The 16,197-nt window shown below is 73.3% G+C and carries 15 protein-coding genes and 3 tRNA genes; 8 read left to right on the top strand and 10 right to left on the bottom strand.

What is annotated here, in order from left to right:
- Positions 1-30 precede the first annotated feature (30 nt).
- Entirely contained in the window at positions 31-1,512 is a 1,482-nt protein-coding gene (gene leuC, locus ACZDYF_RS04700; protein ID WP_056648171.1) for a 3-isopropylmalate dehydratase large subunit, read from the bottom strand.
- A 165-nt stretch (positions 1,513-1,677) separates the two neighbouring features.
- Here leuC and ACZDYF_RS04695 point away from each other — a divergent pair, with 165 nt between their 5' ends.
- The 4 genes from ACZDYF_RS04695 (at position 1,678) to ACZDYF_RS04680 (ending at position 5,668) form a co-directional block, all read left to right on the top strand.
- Entirely contained in the window at positions 1,678-2,397 is a 720-nt protein-coding gene (locus tag ACZDYF_RS04695) for an IclR family transcriptional regulator (RefSeq protein WP_030150819.1), read from the top strand.
- Positions 2,398-2,654: 257 nt separating this feature from the next.
- Complete coding sequence (locus tag ACZDYF_RS04690) at positions 2,655-2,822, top strand: hypothetical protein (protein ID WP_191789288.1); 168 nt, start codon at positions 2,655-2,657, stop codon at positions 2,820-2,822.
- Positions 2,823-2,829: 7 nt separating this feature from the next.
- Positions 2,830-3,966: a PH domain-containing protein gene (locus tag ACZDYF_RS04685; RefSeq protein ID WP_475054059.1), complete on the top strand. Its 1,137-nt coding sequence runs from the start codon at positions 2,830-2,832 to the stop codon at positions 3,964-3,966.
- A gap of 229 nt (positions 3,967-4,195) precedes the next feature.
- Complete coding sequence (locus ACZDYF_RS04680; protein WP_475054056.1) at positions 4,196-5,668, top strand: beta/alpha barrel domain-containing protein; 1,473 nt, start codon at positions 4,196-4,198, stop codon at positions 5,666-5,668.
- Positions 5,669-5,673: 5 nt separating this feature from the next.
- On the opposite strand, the gene ACZDYF_RS04675 is transcribed toward ACZDYF_RS04680, so the two are convergent.
- The 4 genes from ACZDYF_RS04675 to ACZDYF_RS04660 all read right to left on the bottom strand — a co-directional run bounded on the left by ACZDYF_RS04675 (position 5,674) and on the right by ACZDYF_RS04660 (position 6,450).
- Positions 5,674-5,829, bottom strand: a complete 156-nt coding sequence (locus ACZDYF_RS04675) for a hypothetical protein (protein ID WP_475054052.1) — start codon at positions 5,827-5,829, stop codon at positions 5,674-5,676.
- 228 nt (positions 5,830-6,057) lie between these two features.
- Positions 6,058-6,133: transfer RNA gene (locus ACZDYF_RS04670), tRNA-Glu, on the bottom strand.
- Positions 6,134-6,211: 78 nt separating this feature from the next.
- A tRNA-Glu gene (locus ACZDYF_RS04665) sits at positions 6,212-6,284 on the bottom strand.
- Between the two features lie 94 nt (positions 6,285-6,378).
- A tRNA-Gln gene (locus ACZDYF_RS04660) sits at positions 6,379-6,450 on the bottom strand.
- A 177-nt stretch (positions 6,451-6,627) separates the two neighbouring features.
- Here ACZDYF_RS04660 and ACZDYF_RS04655 point away from each other — a divergent pair.
- Both ACZDYF_RS04655 and ACZDYF_RS04650 read left to right on the top strand, forming a co-directional pair.
- Positions 6,628-7,437, top strand: a complete 810-nt coding sequence (locus ACZDYF_RS04655) for a class I SAM-dependent methyltransferase (protein WP_475054049.1) — start codon at positions 6,628-6,630, stop codon at positions 7,435-7,437.
- Positions 7,434-8,090: a hypothetical protein gene (locus ACZDYF_RS04650; protein WP_475054046.1), complete on the top strand. Its 657-nt coding sequence runs from the start codon at positions 7,434-7,436 to the stop codon at positions 8,088-8,090. The genes ACZDYF_RS04655 and ACZDYF_RS04650 overlap by 4 nt, the downstream gene beginning before the upstream one ends.
- A 45-nt stretch (positions 8,091-8,135) precedes the next feature.
- On the opposite strand, the gene ACZDYF_RS04645 is transcribed toward ACZDYF_RS04650, so the two are convergent.
- A complete protein-coding gene (locus ACZDYF_RS04645; RefSeq protein WP_475054042.1) occupies positions 8,136-9,338 on the bottom strand; it encodes a YeiH family protein in 1,203 nt (400 codons plus the stop codon).
- A 69-nt stretch (positions 9,339-9,407) separates the two neighbouring features.
- Here ACZDYF_RS04645 and ACZDYF_RS04640 point away from each other — a divergent pair, with 69 nt between their 5' ends.
- Complete coding sequence (locus ACZDYF_RS04640) at positions 9,408-10,415, top strand: LysR family transcriptional regulator (RefSeq protein WP_475054039.1); 1,008 nt, start codon at positions 9,408-9,410, stop codon at positions 10,413-10,415.
- A gap of 75 nt (positions 10,416-10,490) precedes the next feature.
- On the opposite strand, the gene ACZDYF_RS04635 is transcribed toward ACZDYF_RS04640, so the two are convergent.
- Both ACZDYF_RS04635 and gltX read right to left on the bottom strand, forming a co-directional pair.
- Entirely contained in the window at positions 10,491-11,297 is an 807-nt protein-coding gene (locus ACZDYF_RS04635; RefSeq protein ID WP_475054036.1) for an HAD family hydrolase, read from the bottom strand.
- Entirely contained in the window at positions 11,294-12,793 is a 1,500-nt protein-coding gene (gltX, locus tag ACZDYF_RS04630; protein ID WP_475054034.1) for a glutamate--tRNA ligase, read from the bottom strand. Before gltX ends, ACZDYF_RS04635 begins: the two co-directional genes overlap by 4 nt.
- Before the next feature lie 128 nt (positions 12,794-12,921).
- On the opposite strand from gltX, the gene glsA reads away from it, so the two are divergent.
- A complete protein-coding gene (gene glsA / locus ACZDYF_RS04625; RefSeq protein ID WP_475054032.1) occupies positions 12,922-14,370 on the top strand; it encodes a glutaminase A in 1,449 nt (482 codons plus the stop codon).
- 11 nt (positions 14,371-14,381) lie between these two features.
- On the opposite strand, the gene ACZDYF_RS04620 is transcribed toward glsA, so the two are convergent.
- The gene (locus ACZDYF_RS04620; protein WP_030150808.1) at positions 14,382-15,164 is read right to left on the bottom strand and encodes a fumarylacetoacetate hydrolase family protein; all 783 of its coding nucleotides are present in this window, start codon (positions 15,162-15,164) and stop codon (positions 14,382-14,384) included.
- 99 nt (positions 15,165-15,263) lie between these two features.
- Positions 15,264-16,073, bottom strand: coding sequence for a methyltransferase domain-containing protein (locus ACZDYF_RS04615; protein ID WP_225226688.1), 810 nt, complete (start codon positions 16,071-16,073; stop codon positions 15,264-15,266).
- Positions 16,074-16,197: the final 124 nt, after the last annotated feature.

The following is a 16,197-nucleotide window of genomic DNA, read 5'->3' as shown; positions in this document are numbered from 1 at the left end:
TCCTCGATGAGTGTCGTCAGGGGGCCGGTGTCAGACCTGCAGCGGGACGCGCGGGTCGAGCGGCGCGAGCGGGGTGCCGTCGAACGACGTGATGTCGACGTCGGCGGGCAGGTCCAGGTCCGCCAGCGAGGACAGGGTCCCGCGGATGGCGGTCGCGGCCGCGACGAGCGGAGACACGAGGTGGGTGCGCCCGCCCTTGCCCTGGCGCCCCTCGAAGTTGCGGTTGGACGTCGAGGCGCTGCGCTCCCCCGGAGCGAGCTGGTCGGGGTTCATGCCCAGGCACATGGAGCAGCCGGCGTTGCGCCACTCGGCTCCGAAGTCGAGGAAGATCTGGTCGAGCCCCTCGGCCTCGGCCTGGAGGCGGACGCGCGCCGAGGCGGGCACGACGAGCACGCGCAGCGAGTCGGCCTTCTTCTTGCCCTGGACGACCTTGGCGACCGAGCGCAGGTCCTCGATGCGGCCGTTGGTGCACGAGCCGATGAAGACCGTGTCGATCGCGATGTCGCGCAGCGGCGCGCCCGGGGTCAGGCCCATGTACTCGATCGCGCGCTCGGCGGCGACTCGCTCGTTCTCGTCGGCGATCTCCGCGGGGACGGGGACGTTCGCGGACAGGGGCAGGCCCTGGCCGGGGTTGGTGCCCCAGGTGATGAACGGCTCGAGGTCGGCCGCCTCGAGGACGACCTCCTCGTCGAACGTGGCGTCGTCGTCGGTCTTGAGCGTCTTCCAGTACTCGACCGCGGCGTCCCAGTCGGCACCCTCGGGCGCGTGCGGACGGCCCTTGAGGTACTCGAACGTGGTCTCGTCGGGAGCGATCATGCCGGCGCGCGCACCCGCCTCGATCGACATGTTGCAGACCGTCATGCGGGCTTCCATGGTCAGCTTGCGGATGGCCTCGCCGCGGTACTCCAGGACGTAGCCCTGCCCGCCACCCGTGCCGATCTTCGCGATGATCGCGAGGATGATGTCCTTGCTCGTCGCGCCCGGGGGCAGCTCGCCGTTGACCGTGATCGCCATGGTCTTGAAGGGGGCGAGCGGGAGGGTCTGGGTCGCGAGCACGTGCTCGACCTCGGACGTGCCGATGCCGAATGCGAGGGCCCCGAACGCACCGTGCGTGGAGGTGTGCGAGTCGCCGCACACGACCGTGAGGCCGGGCATGGTCAGACCGAGCTGGGGCCCGACCTGGTGGACGATGCCCTGGTCGGCGTCGCCGAGCGAGTGGATGCGCACGCCGAACTCCTTGGCGTTGTTGCGCAGCGTGTCGATCTGCGTGCGGCTCGTGAGGTCCGCGATCGGCAGGTCGATGTCGAGCGTGGGGGTGTTGTGGTCCTCGGTCGCGATCGTCAGGTCGGTGCGGCGCACCTGCCGGCCGGCGAGCCGCAGGCCCTCGAAGGCCTGCGGACTGGTGACCTCGTGGATGAGGTGCAGATCGATGTAGAGGAGGTCGGGCGACCCGTCGGTGCCTCGTCGCACCAGGTGCGCGTCCCAGACCTTCTCCGCCAGCGTGCCGGCCATGTTGGTTCTCTCCTACCTGTGTCCTGCGGTGGTCGCTCACGCGGGGGCCGTGGGCGACGATCGGGGGGTACATCTCGGTCGTGGACCGGGCGGAAACTCCTGGTCCTTCGTCGACACGACACCCGCTGACTTGCATCTCACTGTGCGAGACGTCAATATCGACCTATGGACAATTCTAGCGGAGTCGGCGTGCTGGACAAGGCGGCGTCCGTTCTGGGCGCTCTGGAGTCCGGACCAGCCACTTTGGCCCAGCTCGTCACCGCCACCGGACTCGCCCGTCCGACGGCCCATCGCCTCGCGGTCGCACTCGAGCACCACCGCATGGTGGCCCGCGACATGCAGGGCCGTTTCGTCCTCGGGCCGCGCCTGAACGAGCTCGCGACGGCCGCCGGCGAGGACCGCCTGCTCGCCGCGGCGAACCCCGTTCTCACGGCGCTGCGCGACCACACCGGCGAGAGCGCCCAGCTCTACCGCCGCCAGGGGGATCATCGCATCTGCGTCGCCGCGGCCGAGCGTCCCGTCGGCCTGCGAGACTCGATCCCCGTGGGCGCGACGCTCACCATGGGTGCGGGCTCCGCCGCTCAGGTGCTGCTCGCGTGGGAGGAGCCGGACCGCCTGCACCGCGGCCTGCGCGAGGCCGTCTTCACGGCCACCATCCTCTCGGGTGTCCGCCGGCGCGGCTGGGCCCAGTCCGTCTCGGAGCGCGAGCTCGGCGTCGCCTCGGTGTCGGCACCCGTCCGCGGGCCGTCGGGGCGCATCGTCGCCGCCGTCTCGATCTCCGGGCCGGTCGAACGCCTCACGCGCCAGCCCGGCCGCCTGCACTCGGGCTCGGTCGTCGCCGCAGCCAACCGCCTGACCGAGGTCCTGCGCCGCGCGGGAGAGTAGCCGTCCATCGACACCGGGACGTGAGGGGCGGGCGCCATCCGGCGCCCGCCCCTCACGGCGTCCGGCGTCCAACCACTCCCCGTCGCCCTCGCGGGACGCCGCGCCCGACCCGCCATGTCCGGACACGGGACCCACGACCGATTCGGGCGAAACGCTAGACTCGGCCGCGGCGCGCCTCCGACGGCGCTCCGCCTGTTCGCTCCACCATGGCGGGCAGAGCCGAGAACCGCCCCGATCGACGACGTGAGGACCACACGATGCCCGGCAAGGCCAAGACCATCCTGATGTGGGTCGTCATCGTCTTCCTGCTGTACGCGGTCGTCCAGAGCCCCGACCGCGCAGCGGACATCGTCCAGGCGATCTGGGACGTCATCCTGGGCGCCTTCAAGAGCTTCGGGCAGTTCGTCCAGTCGCTCATGAAGTAGGCGCACGGTGGCGCAGGACCTCCCCTCGCAGGCGTACGAGACCGCGCCGCGCCTGAGCGCGCGCCACCTGCGGCGCTACATCCTGCCCGGCGAGCGCGTGGTGCTGGCCACGCGTGCCCACTGGGGCAAGCTCGCCGAGCCCGTCGCCACGACGTTCGCCGCCTTCCTGCTCGCGGCCTGGCTCGTCAGCGTCCTGGCTCCGGCCGTGGGCGAGGGCTCGCTGCTGCTCTGGTGGGCGTGGGTGCTGGTCGCGCTCCGCCTGCTGTGGAAGGTGCTCGACTGGCGCAACGAGTGGTTCGTCGCGACCGACAAGCGCATGCTCCTGATGTTCGGGCTCGTGACCCACAAGGTCGCGATGATGCCCCTCGGCAAGGTCACCGACATGAGCTACAACCGCTCGATCCTCGGGCGGATCCTTGGCTACGGCCAGTTCATCCTCGAGTCGGCCGGGCAGGACCAGGCCATGAGCCGGATCAACTGGGTCGCCAACCCGGACGTCACGTACCGCAGGCTGTGCGACACGATCTTCATCCCCGGCGGGCGCGGCGGGCCGTGGGGTCAGCAGCCGCAGGGCGGCGCACCCCTGGGTGGCGCGACTCCCCCACCCGCCGCCCAGGCCGAGTTCATGGCACCACAGGCACCCACGCCCGTCCCCGGCCGGTTGGCCTGGGCACCGACGACCGACGGGCCGGAGGGCGACCTGTCGGCCGCCGCGACGCAGCCCATCGCCGTGCGCTCGGTGCAGGCGGGCGGGCAGGGACACCTGTTCGTCGCACCGCGCGGCAGCTCGCCCCGGTTGGCGGGTTCGGACCGGCCGGTCATGGCTCCGCCGCCCGCGTCCTCCACGTCCACGTCCACGCCCCCGGACCGGCCCGCGGGGCCGGACGGGCCCGCGGGGCCGGACGGGCCCGAGGAGCAGGCCAGCGAGCGGCCGGGTGGGCCCGACAACGGTCTCGACGACGGGACCGAGGGCGAGTCCGACGGTCCGGCCTGGGAGATCTCCCACGACGACCGTGGCCGGTTCGTGCCCGTCACGCCGTGGGACCCGCAGACCGGGTGGCAGGCCACGGACCCGTGGTCGCGCCCCGAGGACCCCGCGGGCTCGTCGACGGCAGGTCCGCCCGTCCCGCCGCCGCCGGGCTGACACGCCGCCCGGCCGACCTGCGGGCCGCGCCTGGCCGCACCCTGCTCGGCCCGGGTGCACCTGCTCGGCCCAGCCGCACCCTGTTCGGCCCAGCCGCACCCGGGTGAGCCCCACGCCGCGGGAACCGGCATGCCCCCGTGATCTTCGGGCCCTTCGACCCTGTTCGCGGACGCGCTCGCCAACCTACGGTGCAGTAACCACCCGCACCAGGCCTGAGAAGGGTCCACCTGTGACCACGCTGTCCCTGCCCGTCTCCTCGTCGTTCCCGCCTCTACCTCGTGTCATCCAGGGCGGGATGGGGATGGCGGTCTCGTCCTGGCGTCTCGCCTCGGCCGTCGCCCGCACCGGGCAGCTCGGCCTGGTCTCCGGCACCGCGCTGGACCTGGTGCTGGCGCGCAGGCTGCAGAACGGCGACCGCGACGGCGCGGTCCGCAGGGCGCTCGACGCCTTCCCGGTGCCCCGCTTCGCCCACCGGGTGCTCACGCGCTACTTCCGCCCCGAGGGGCGCGGCGAGGGCCAGCCCTACGCTCCCGTCCCGCGGCTCGGCCTGCGCCAGACCCGTCTCGCGCAAGAGCTCATGATCCTGGGCAGCTTCGTCGAGGTGTGGCTCGCCAAGGAGGGCCACGAGGGGCGGGTGGGCATCAACTTCCTCGAGAAGATCCAGATGGCTGCGCCCGCGGCCGCGTACGGGTCGATGCTCGCCGGGGCCGACTACGTCGTGACCGGGGCGGGTATCCCGCGCGACATCCCGCACCTGCTGGACCGGCTCGCCGTGCACGAGGCGGTCCAGTTCCCCGTCACGGTGGTGGGCGGCAGCGACCACACGGTCGATCTCGACCCCGACACGCTCCTCGGCGAGTCGCTGCCACCCGTCGCGCGGCCGACGTTCCTTGCCGTCGTCTCCGCGCACGCCCTGGCGGAGCACCTGGTGCGCGAGGACCGCACGCGGCCCGACGGCTTCGTGGTCGAAGGGCCGCCCGCGGGCGGTCACAACGCCCCTCCCCGCGGGCGCCTGACGCTCGACGACGCCGGACAGCCGGTGTTCGGCCCGCGCGACGAGGCCGACGTGTCGAAGGTCGCCGCGATCGGCCTGCCGTTCTGGCTCGCGGGGGCGCAGGGCACCCCCGAGTCCCTGGCTGCCGCGCGCGAGGCCGGGGCGACCGGCGTGCAGGTAGGCACGCTCTTCGCGCTCTCGACCGACTCGGGGCTCGATCCGACCCTGCGCGAGGACGTCCTGGCGCGGCTGCGCGCCGGGGCCCTCGACGTCCGTACCGAGGCGCTCACCTCGCCGACGGGCTTCCCGTTCAAGGTCGCCCAGCTTCCGGGCACCCTCGCGGACGTGGTCGTCGCGGCGGCGCGGCCCCGGTTGTGCGACCTGGGCTATCTCCGCACGCCGGTCGAGAAGGACGACGGCAAGGTCACCTATCGCTGCCCGGCGGAACCCGCCCACATGTTCGAGCGCAAGGGCGGGCAGGAGGCCGACACGCAGGGTCGGCTCTGCCTGTGCAACTCGCTCGCGGCCGACGTCGGGCTCGGTCAGACGCGCGCGGACGGGTACGTCGAGCTGCCGCTCGTCACGCTCGGGGCGGACGTCGCCGGGGCTGCACGGCTCGCGGCGAGGCACGACGGCGCGTGGTCGGCCGGCGACGTGCTCGACTGGCTCCTCGACGAGGGGGCGACGACCGCCACGGAGAGAGACTGAGGGGCTCAGCCCACGTCCAGGTGACGGCGGGACCTGACGCGCTGGAGCTGCGCCACGAGGTCCCAGTCCGCAGGGCGCGCCTCGGGGGCGAACCAGCGTGCGCCCGCGTCGACCCAGGCCTTGCGTGCGCGCAGGGCGGTGCGCCAGGAGACGTCCTCCACGCCGCTCTCGGATCCGCAGCAGTCGCAGAGGGCGCGGAGAGGGACTCCCCCGTGCCAGTGTTCCTCGGTGCCGGCCGGGTCGGACCAGCCGCAGACCCTGCACGTCTCGTCGGTGAGCATCGCAGGAAACTAGCATCTTCGTCCGACGCTCGTCGGACGGGTCGCTGACCGGATACTCCCCCGGAGACGACGAGAGCTCGATCATCTTCCGATGATCGAGCTCTGCGTTGGTACCCCCAACGGGATTTGAACCCGTGTTACCGCCGTGAGAGGGCGGCGTCCTAGGCCGCTAGACGATGGGGGCCAGGACCGCTCCCCCACCCCGAAGAGCGAGAGAGCGTCATCGAGGCCCGGTCATCTGACGATGGCCAGGCCTCGTACGTACCCCCAACGGGATTTGAACCCGTGTTACCGCCGTGAGAGGGCGGCGTCCTAGGCCGCTAGACGATGGGGGCCTAAGCTCGTCACCCCGAGGGGCGCCGTGCCGTTGAGAACTCTACTGCACGTTTCGTATCGGTTTGACCGACTCGATGCGCTGCATGCTCTGCGCTGGGGTACCAGGACTCGAACCTAGAATGACGGTACCAGAAACCGTTGTGTTGCCAATTACACCATACCCCAAGGAGGTATCGACGCCGCGCCCTCGTCCCGTTCCCGGGCCGCGGGTGAGCGCCTCACCGAGAGAAAACACTACCGGACAGTTCCGGCCCGGCCAAATCGCCTCCGCCGCCCGCCGACCAGGAACACGGCGCGCACCAGGTGTGGACCTCACCGCCCGCACGTGGCACCGTCGGAGAGATGAGCACCGACGACGCCTCGCCCCCCGACACCCTGCGCGCCTCGCACGCCGAACGCGCGTCCTCGTTCGGCGCCGGAGCGGGCGAGTACCGCGCCGTCCGGCCGTCCTACCCGGACGCGGCGATCGACTGGATGCTCCCCGCAGGTGCACGACACGTGCTCGACCTCGCAGCGGGCACGGGCAAGCTCACCGAGCGGCTCGTGGCGCGTGGGCTCCACGTGACCGCCGTCGAGCCCTCCGCGGGCATGCGCGCAGAGCTCCAGGACGCCGTGCCGGGGGCCCATGTCCTGCCCGGTACCGCCGAGCGCATCCCGCTCGAGGACGGGAGCGTCGACGCGGTCCTGGTCGCGCAGGCGTGGCACTGGTTCGACGTCGAGACGGCGGTCCCGGAGATCGCACGCGTCCTGCGCCCCGGAGGCCGCCTGGGGGTCGTGTGGAACGTCCGGGACCACAGGGTCTACTGGGTCGAGAGCTTCACCGAGATCATCCATCGGGGCGACTCGCTCGAGCCGGTCCACAGGACCCCTGTGGTCGACGGGGCCGACGGAGCCTTCACGCCGCTCGAGCACGCGACGTTCTCGTGGGACGACCGCCTGCCGGCCGCGTCGCTCCGCACGCTCGCGTCCACGCGCAGCCACCTCCTGACCCTGCCCCCGGCCGAGCGCGACAAGCTTCTCGACGCCGTCGACCGGCTCGTGGCCACGCACCCTGCCCTCGCCGGCCGCTCCGAGATCGACCTCCCGTACCGCGCCGAGTGCTGGCGCGCGGACCGCGTCCGCGGCACCGACCTCGACGCGGTCGGCGCATGAGCGCCCAGCCGGAGGACGTCGCGACCACGCTGGCACCGGGCCCCGTCACGCCCGACGACGTCCGGACGGCCTCCCGTTGGCTCGCCGACGGAGTCGCCGGACACCCCGACGCCGCCTTCGACGCGCAGGCGGGCCCGGTCCGGTGGTCGTGCTGGGCGACCGCCGAGCACGTCGTCGACGACCTGCTGGCCTACGCGCTCCAGGTCGCAGGCCTCCCGCTGCTCGACTACCTGCCGCTGGCGGGCCCCAAGGGCGAGGACGAGATCGCGCACGTCAAGCGCGAGGCGGGCCCGGCGGGCCTGGCCGAGGTGATCGTCGCGGGGGGCGAGCTGCTCGCCGCCCAGGTCTCGGCCCGCCCGCCCACGGCCCGCGCCTATCACCCGTACGGGCTCTCGGACCCCGAGGGGTTCGCGGCCATGGGCGTCGTGGAGATCCTCGTCCACGGCCGGGACGTCTTCCAGGGGCTCACGGGCACGTCTCCGACGCTGCCCCAGGGCCTGAGCGCCCGGGTGCTCGCCCGGCTCTTCCCCGACCTGCCGTCGGTCGCGCTCGACCTTCCCCCGGACGACGCCCTCGTGTGGGCGACGGGCCGCAGCGACCTGCCCGGGCTGCCGCGACGGACCCGGTGGCGCTGGGACGCGAGCGTCCGGTAGCCGCACGGCTCGTGAGCCCGCTCGTCGGCGGGCCCACGAGCACGGTCACGTCAGGAGCAGCACCGCGACGAGCGAGGTCCCGGTCACGACCGCGGCCGACGCTGTGCCGAGCACGAGCGCGCGCCGCCCCGTACGGACCAGGTGCGCGGCGTCGACGCCGAGGCCCATCGCGAACATCGCGGCGGTGAACAGCAGCGTGGTGACCATGGTCGTCACCTCGACGACGGATGCGGGCAGCAGCCCGGTGCTGCGCACCAGCACGGCCACGAGGAAGCCCACGACGAACAGCGGCACGGGCGGGGTCCGACGGGTCGCCGGGGCCACCGAGGCCCCGGCGGCGACCTCGACGTCCGCGGGCCGTGCCACGCGCTCGCGCCGAGCCTTCAGCACCCCGGCCCCGGCCACGAGCGGGGCGAGGAGCACGACGCGGGCCAGCTTGCTCACGGTCGCGGTCGCGAGCGCGACGGCCGAGACGGCGCCGCCCGCGGTCACGACCTGCGCGACCTCCTGGACGCTCGCACCGACCCACAGCCCGGCGCGGTCGTCGGCGAGCCCCAGCAGCCCGGCGAGCCACGGCAGCACGAAGATCGCGAGCGACCCGAAGATCGTCACGAGGGCGAGCGCGGTCGCCACGGCGTCGTCGGCCTCGCGGCGCGACTCCTCGTCGTCGCCGCTCCCGACGACTCCCTGCATCGCGGAGATGGCGGCGGCACCGCAGATCGAGAACCCGGTCGCGACGAGCAGCGAGGTCACGCGCGGCACGCGCAGGGCACGTCCGAGCGCGAGCGTCGCGCTGAACGTCACGGCGACCGTGATCCCGACGACCGCGAGCCCGCGCCACCCGAGCGCGAGGACCTCGGGAAGCGAGAGCTGGAGCCCCAGCAGCACGACTCCGGCGCGCAGGACGCGCGTCGCGGTCCACCGCGTGCCCTCCTGGGTGCGAGAGGTGAGCGCCGTGGCCCACCGTGCGGCGCTCGTCCCCTGCCCGACGGCGTCGCTCGCCCCGCCCGCGCGCCGCAGGCTCCCGAGCAGCGAGCCGACGACGGCCCCCACCAGGAGGGAGAGCACGAGCGGCGAGAGCGGGATCACCTGCGCGAGCAGGTAGGCGACGACGGTCGCGACGGCACAGAAGGCGAGCCCGGGGGCGGCGCGCCGGATCCACGGCGTGGGAGGGGCGCCCGGTCCGGGTCGGTCGGGGGCGCGCGTCGCGCCCGGGGTGGGGGCTGCGAGGTCGTTGGTGGGGGTCATGCTTCCACCATGCCGCGGCCGTCCCCGCGCCAGAAGGCCCACTTCCCGACCTAGCCATAGGATGAGGCTATGACTGAGGCCAACCGGCTCGCTTCCACGAGCACCCCGACCCCGCGCCGTGAACGCACCTCGCTGGCCCTGCTCGAGCTGCTCGTCGCGACCGACCGGCACGGGTCCATCAGCGCGGCCGCACGAGCGCTGGGGGTGTCGCAGCCCAGCGCCTCGGCGGGGATGCGGCGGCTCGAGACGCACCTGGACCTCGAGCTCGTGACCCGCTCGACCCGCGGGGCCCGCCTGACCGAGACGGGGCGCGCGACCGCGACCTGGGCCCGGGAGGTCATCGAGGCCTCGGACCGGTTCGAGACCTCGGCCGCGGCGCTGCGCGAGGCCCCCTCGGCCCGCATCCGGATCGCGGCCAGCCTCACGATCGCCGAGTACCTCGCGCCCCGGTGGCTCGCGACGCTCGCGGCGTCGGCCCCGTCGGCCTCGCTGGGGCGACCGGGCGCGCCAGGCAACCCCGGCGGGGCCGGCACCAGGACGCCGCCCCCCGACGTCGAGCTGCTCGTGCGCAACTCGCGCACCGTCATGGACCTCGTGCTCGCGGACGAGGCGGACCTGGGGTTCATCGAGAGCTCCACCCTGCGGCGCGGGCTGCGCAGCCGCACCCTCGCCCGCGACGAGCTGCTCGTCGTCGTCGCCCCCGCGCACCCGTGGGCGTCCCGCAGGCGGCGCACCGCGACCGTCGACGAGCTCCTGGGCGGCGGCCTCGTGGTCCGCGAACGCGGGTCGGGCACGCGCGAGACGCTCGAGAAGTCGCTGGTGGCAGCAGGCGCCCGGTTGCCCGACCACCTGCCCTACCTGGGGTCGACCGCGTCGCTCAAGACCGCCGTGCAGTACGGCGGGGCCGTCGCGGTGCTGTCCCGGCTCACCGTGGCGGACGACCTCGCACGAGGGTCGCTCGTGCAGGTCGACGTCCCCGGCCTGGACCTGTCCCGGCGACTGCGCATGGTGTGGAAGGACGGCACCGACCTGCCCGCCGCGGCACGGCGCATCGCGGCCGTCGCGACCGCGAGGTAGAACGGACTGCGCGAGGTAGGACGCGCCGCGCACTACCTCGATGCGGCACGTTCTACCTCGCCGACCACCGAGCGGTCAGCGACCGTCGAGCACCAGGTCCCCGACCTCGTCGAGGCTCGCCACGACGTGCACCCCGGCCGCGCGAGCCGCCTCGGGGTCCTCCTCGGCCGGACCGCCGCGCCGGGTCCCCGGCCGGTCGATCCACACGCCCGTCAACCCTGCCGCGGCCGCGGCCCGGGCGTCGACGTCGAGCTCGTCGCCCACGTAGACCGTACGGGCCGGGTCGGTGCCCAGACGCGCGCACGCCTCGACGAAGACCCGCGGGTCCGGCTTGCCGAAGCCCAGGGTGTCGACGCCCACGAGCATGGGCACCTCGGACAGCCCCGAACGGGACAGCTTGTCCGTCTGGAGCGCGACGGCCGCGTTCGACAGGGCGCCCACCCGTACCCCCGCGGCAGCGAGCCGCTCGAGGACCGGAGCGGCGTCGTCGTGCGCGCGCCAGCCCTCCTCGAACGTGCACCAGAAGACCGACCTCCAGCCCGCGTAGCCGTCCTCGTCGAGGACCGCACCGCCGAACGTCTCCTGGAGCTCGTTCGCGCGCAGCATGCGCTGCCCGTCGAACGTCAGCTCGCCGCGCGTGTACGCCCGGTACCAGCCGTGCGGGTCGCTGCGCCACAGCGCCAGGACCTCGCCGTACCGCTCGACCGGTAGGTGCGGCAGGTACACCGCGCACACCGCGTCGATCGCGAGCGAGAACGCGCCGCGCGTGTCGACGAGCGTGTCGTCGACGTCGAACAGCACGCCGTCGACGGCACCGCCGGGCGCCGCTCCCCCGCCGGGGTGAGCCGCGCCGTCGGGCAGGAAGGGCTCAGGGGTGCTCACAGCGACGCGCGCAGCGCACGCAGGCGCGCGAGGGTCGACTCCTTGCCGAGGATCTCCATCGACTCGAACAGCGGCGGCGACACGCGACGGCCCGTCACGGCCACGCGCAGCGGCGTGAACGCGAAGCGCGGCTTGATGCCCATCTCCTCGACCAGGACAGCCTTGAGGGCCTCCTGGACCGGGTCGGTCGAGAAGTCGTCCAGGGCGTCGAGCACGCGGATCGCGGCGTCGAGCACGGCCGGGGCCTCCTCGCGCAGCGCGGCGCGCGCCTCGTCCTCGACGGGCACGGCGTCGTCGGCCACGAACAGGAAGCCCAGCATGCCCTTGGCCTCGCCGAGCAGGACCATGCGCTCCTGCACGAGCGGGGCACCCGCCGTGACGAGCGCCTGGTGCTCGGCCGACAGGTCCGCGAACGAGTCCGCCGGGACGAAACCGCCCTGGTGCAGGTACGGGACCAGGCGGTCGCGGAAGTCCTCCGGAGCCAGCATGCGCAGGTGCGTCGCGTTGATCGCCTCGGCCTTCTTCAGGTCGAAGCGGGCCGGGTTCGGGTTGACGTCGGCGACGTCGAACGCCGCGACCATCTCCTCGACCGTGAAGATGTCGTTGTCCGCGGAGATGCTCCAGCCCAGCAGCGCGAGGTAGTTCAGCAGGCCCTCGGGCGTGAAGCCCCGCTCCTTGTGCAGGAACAGGTTGGACTCGGGGTCGCGCTTGGAGAGCTTCTTGTTGCCCTCGCCCATGACGTACGGCAGGTGACCGAACTCGGGCATGACCTGCGCGACGCCCAGCTCAAGCAGCGCGCGGTACAGCACGACCTGGCGCGGCGTCGAGGACAGCAGGTCCTCGCCGCGCAGCACGTGCGTGATGCCCATGAGCGCGTCGTCGACCGGGTTGACGAGCGTGTACAGGGGCTGGCCGTTGCCGCGCACGATCACGTAGTCCGGGACCGAGCCCGCGCCGAACGAGATCTCGCCGCGCACCAGGTCCGTGAACGACACGTCGGTGTCGGGCATGCGCATGCGCAGCACGGGCTCGCGGCCCTCGGCGCGGAACGCGGCCTTCTGCTCGTCCGTCAGGGTGCGGTCGAACCCGTCGTAGCCCATGGCCTTGGGACGACCGGCCGCGACGTTGCGCGCCTCGATCTCCTCGGGCGTCGAGAACGACTCGTACGCGTACCCGCCCTCGACGAGCCGGCGGATGACGTCCTGGTAGAGGTCCCCGCGCTGCGACTGACGGTAGGGCTCGTGCGGGCCACCGACCTCGACGCCCTCGTCCCAGTCCATGCCGAGCCAGCGCAGCGCCTCGAGGAGCTGCTGGTAGCTCTCCTCGGAGTCGCGCGCGGCGTCCGTGTCCTCGATGCGGAAGACGAACGTCCCGCCCACGTGCCGGGCGTAGGCCCAGTTGAACAGGGCCGTGCGGATGAGGCCGACGTGCGGCGTCCCCGTGGGCGAGGGGCAGAAGCGGACGCGGACGGGCGAGGAACCAGGTGCAGGGATCACGTCCCACAGCCTATCGTCGCTCGGTCGGGCGGGCCGTGCGCCGCCCCCGGCGCCCGCCCGCTGCCCGCCTGCTGCCGGCCCGGACGGCCGCCGGGCACGGGACCGGCGCGAGGCGCACAATCGCGTGTATGGCAGGTTTATCGCAGCCCCCGACCACGGCCCCCGGCGACCCAGGAGTCACGGGCGGCACCAAGAGCACGCGAGCCATCGGCGGCACCGGCGCGAGCGAGCTCATCGCGGACGCCCTCGCCGCGGTGCACGCGGCGTTCCGCGACCTCGACGAGGGCACGGTCGCGACCTACATCCCCGAGCTCGCGACGGCCGACCGCTCGTTGTTCGGCGTCGCGCTCGCGGGCGTCACGGGCAGCATCTACACCGCGGGCGACGCCGACGTCCCGTTCACCATCCAGTCCTTGTCGAAGCCGTTCGTGTTCGCCCTGGCGCTCATGGACCGGGGGCTCGCCGAGGTGCTGGCGAGCGTCGGCGCCGAGCCCAGCGGCGAGGGCTTCAGCTCGATCCGCCTCGACCCCGTCACGGGGCGGCCACCGAACCCCATGGTCAACGCGGGCGCGATCGTCACGACGTCGCTCGTGCGCGGGGACTCCGAGGAGGAACGGTTCGCGCGCATCCTGCACCTGCTCGGCGCGTTCGCGGGGCGCCCGCTCGAGGTCGACGGCCGGGTCTACGAGAGCGAGTCGGAGACCGGGGACCGCAACCGTGCGATCGCCCACCTCATGCACAGCACGGGGGCCCTGACCGCCGACGTCGAGGGCACGCTCGACACGTACTTCCGCCAGTGCTCGGTCCTCGTCACGGCCCGTGACCTCGCGCGCATGTCGGCGACGCTCGCGAACGGCGGCGTCAACCCCGTCACGGGCGAGCGCGTGGTCGACGAGGTCGTGACCGAGTGGGTGCTCGCGGTCATGGCGACGAGCGGCATGTACGACTACGCGGGCGAATGGCTCCTGCGTGCGGGGCTGCCCGCGAAGAGCGGCGTCTCGGGCGGCCTGGTCTCGGTGGGCGTGGGCCAGTTCGGCCTGGGCCTGTTCAGCCCGCCGCTCGACGCGCGCGGCAACAGCGTGCGCTCGGTCGCGGCCGCGCAGGAGATCTCGCGACAGTTCGACCTGCACCTCATGCACCGCCCCGACCGCGACGTGCCCACGCTCTACCGCTCGACGCGCGCCGACCGTCTGCGCCACCTCGCGCACCGGACGCCCGCCCAGCTCCTGCGGCTGCGGGAGCTGGGCGCCGCGATCTCGGTGCGCGCGGTGCAGGGCACGGTCGAGTTCGCGGCCGCGGAGACGATCCTGCGCTCGGTCGACGACCTTCCCTCGCCGCTGCCGAGCGGCGAGCGGTGGCTGATCCTCGACCTGCACCGCACGTCGCGCGTGGTGACGCTCGGGGCCCAGCTCCTGCGTGGCCTGGTGTCACGCCTGCGGGGTCAGGGGGTGCACGTGGTCGTGGTCGACCCGTTCGAGCGTCGACTGATCGCGGGCGTCGACCACGAGTTCACGACGTTCGAGAACGCGCAGCGCTGGTGCGAGGACCGTCTGCTGGAGGCCGCCCAACGCGGCTGACCCGGGCGGCGTCAGCCCCGGCGGACGACCGGGTTCGCCAAGACGCCCAGGCCCTCGACCTCGCACTCGACGCGGTCGCCCGCGTCGATGCGTCCCACGCCCGCAGGCGTGCCCGTGAGGATGACGTCGCCGGGCAGCAGCGTGAACGCCTCGGAGATGTAGGACACCAGGTACGGGACGTCGAAGATCATGTCGCGCGTGCGCCCGTCCTGGCGGGTCTCGCCGTTGACGCGCGAGGTCACGGCGAGGTCGTCGACGTCGAGGTCGGTGTCGATCCACGGGCCCAGCGGGCACGCGGAGTCGAAGCCCTTGGCGCGGGCCCACTGGCCGTCGGTGCGCTGGGCGTCACGGGCGGTCACGTCGTTGGCCACGGTGTACCCGAGGATGTAGGACGCCGCGTCCTCGGGACGCACGTCCTTGGCGATGCGCCCGATCACGACCGCGAGCTCGGCCTCGTAGCTGACCTCCTCGGTGAAGTCGGGCAGCACGATGGGGTCGTCCGGGCCCACGACCGAGGTGTTGGGCTTGAAGAAGATGAGCGGCGTCGTCGGGACGTCGTTGCCCATCTCCGCGGCGTGGGCCGCGTAGTTGCGGCCGACCGCGACGACCTTGGAACGCGGGATCACGGGTGCGAGGAGGCGGACGCCGTCCCCGAGCTCGATCCGCTCGCCCGTCGGCAGGACGGGCATGTAGAGGGGGTCGCCGTTGAGGACGGCGAGATAGGTCTTGCCCGCCTCCTCCTGCACGAGGGCGTAGCGGGGGTCTTCTCCGGTGGTGAATCTGGCGATGCGCACGGGACCAGCCTACCGACGCGCGAGGCCGCGGCCCCCTGGGCAGGGGGCCGCGGCCTCGTCTCGAGCAGCGCCGGGCTCACGTTCGGCCCGACGGCGGCACTAGGCCCGGGCGAGCACCTCGCCGTTGAGGACGGCGAACCAGCCGGCGGGCTCCTCGGCCCAGCGCAGCCACTCCTGCGCGAGCTGTTCGAGCGCGACGTCGTCCGCGAGCGCCGACTCCTTGGCCTGGACGGCGAAGTTGGACGCGATGCAGCGCTCGGCCCAGAGCCCGCCCCACCAGGCGCGGTCGGCGGGGGTCGAGTAGCACCAGACCCCGGCCGAGGGCACGATCTGGGCGGGGTCGAAGCCTGCTTCCTGGACCCAGGCGAGGAGGCGTCGGCCGGCGTCGGCCTGGTAGCCGTAGGCGTGCGTGACCTCGTGGTAGAGCTCGTTCCACTCGGCGAGGCCCGCGGACTCGGGGTACCAGGTCATGGCGGCGTAGTCGGCGTCGCGCACGGCGACGATGCCGCCGGGCTTGGCGACGCGCTTCATCTCGCGCAGCGCGGCGAGGGGGTCGGACAGGTGCTGGAGGAGCTGGTGCGCGAACACGACGTCGAACGTGTCGTCGGCGAAGGGCAGCTCGTAGGCGTTGGCCTGCTGGAACGAGACGTTGCTCAGGCCCGAGCCTGCGGCGAGCTCGCGCGCGCTCTCGAGCACGGCGGCCGAGGCGTCGACCCCGATCACTGTGCCCCCGGGCACGTGGCGGGCCAGGTCGACCGTGAGGGTCGCGGGCCCGCAGCCGACGTCGAGGACCTGGTGGTCGCTGCGGAGGTGCGGCAGGAGGAAGCCTGCGGAGTTCTCCGCGGTGCGCCACCGGTGCGAGCGGAGGACGGACTCGTGGTGGCCGTGGGTGTACGACTCGGACTCCATGCTGGGTGTGCTGCCCAGGGCCCCGGTGGGGGCGTCGGGCGCATGGGCGTCGGGCGTGGCGTCGGCGGTGACGTCCTGGTCCGGCGTGGGGGTGTGGGTCATGCTTGCACGGTAGAACGCTTCC

This window comes from Oerskovia sp. PE-21s (genome assembly GCF_056158145.1).
This window is presented reverse-complemented; position numbering and strand designations above follow the sequence as displayed.

What these genes read in the sequence shown, in the direction of transcription:
- ACZDYF_RS04615 (WP_225226688.1), bottom strand. Translation starts at nt 16,073, where the DNA reads ATGGAGTCCGAGTCGTACACCCACGGCCACCACGAGTCCGTCCTCCGC.
- ACZDYF_RS04640 (WP_475054039.1), top strand. Translation starts at nt 9,408, where the DNA reads ATGACTGAGGCCAACCGGCTCGCTTCCACGAGCACCCCGACCCCGCGC.
- ACZDYF_RS04695 (WP_030150819.1), top strand. Translation starts at nt 1,678, where the DNA reads ATGGACAATTCTAGCGGAGTCGGCGTGCTGGACAAGGCGGCGTCCGTT.
- ACZDYF_RS04645 (WP_475054042.1), bottom strand. Translation starts at nt 9,338, where the DNA reads ATGACCCCCACCAACGACCTCGCAGCCCCCACCCCGGGCGCGACGCGC.
- ACZDYF_RS04690 (WP_191789288.1), top strand. Translation starts at nt 2,655, where the DNA reads ATGCCCGGCAAGGCCAAGACCATCCTGATGTGGGTCGTCATCGTCTTC.
- glsA (WP_475054032.1), top strand. Translation starts at nt 12,922, where the DNA reads ATGGCAGGTTTATCGCAGCCCCCGACCACGGCCCCCGGCGACCCAGGA.
- leuC (WP_056648171.1), bottom strand. Translation starts at nt 1,512, where the DNA reads ATGGCCGGCACGCTGGCGGAGAAGGTCTGGGACGCGCACCTGGTGCGA.
- ACZDYF_RS04650 (WP_475054046.1), top strand. Translation starts at nt 7,434, where the DNA reads ATGAGCGCCCAGCCGGAGGACGTCGCGACCACGCTGGCACCGGGCCCC.
- ACZDYF_RS04655 (WP_475054049.1), top strand. Translation starts at nt 6,628, where the DNA reads ATGAGCACCGACGACGCCTCGCCCCCCGACACCCTGCGCGCCTCGCAC.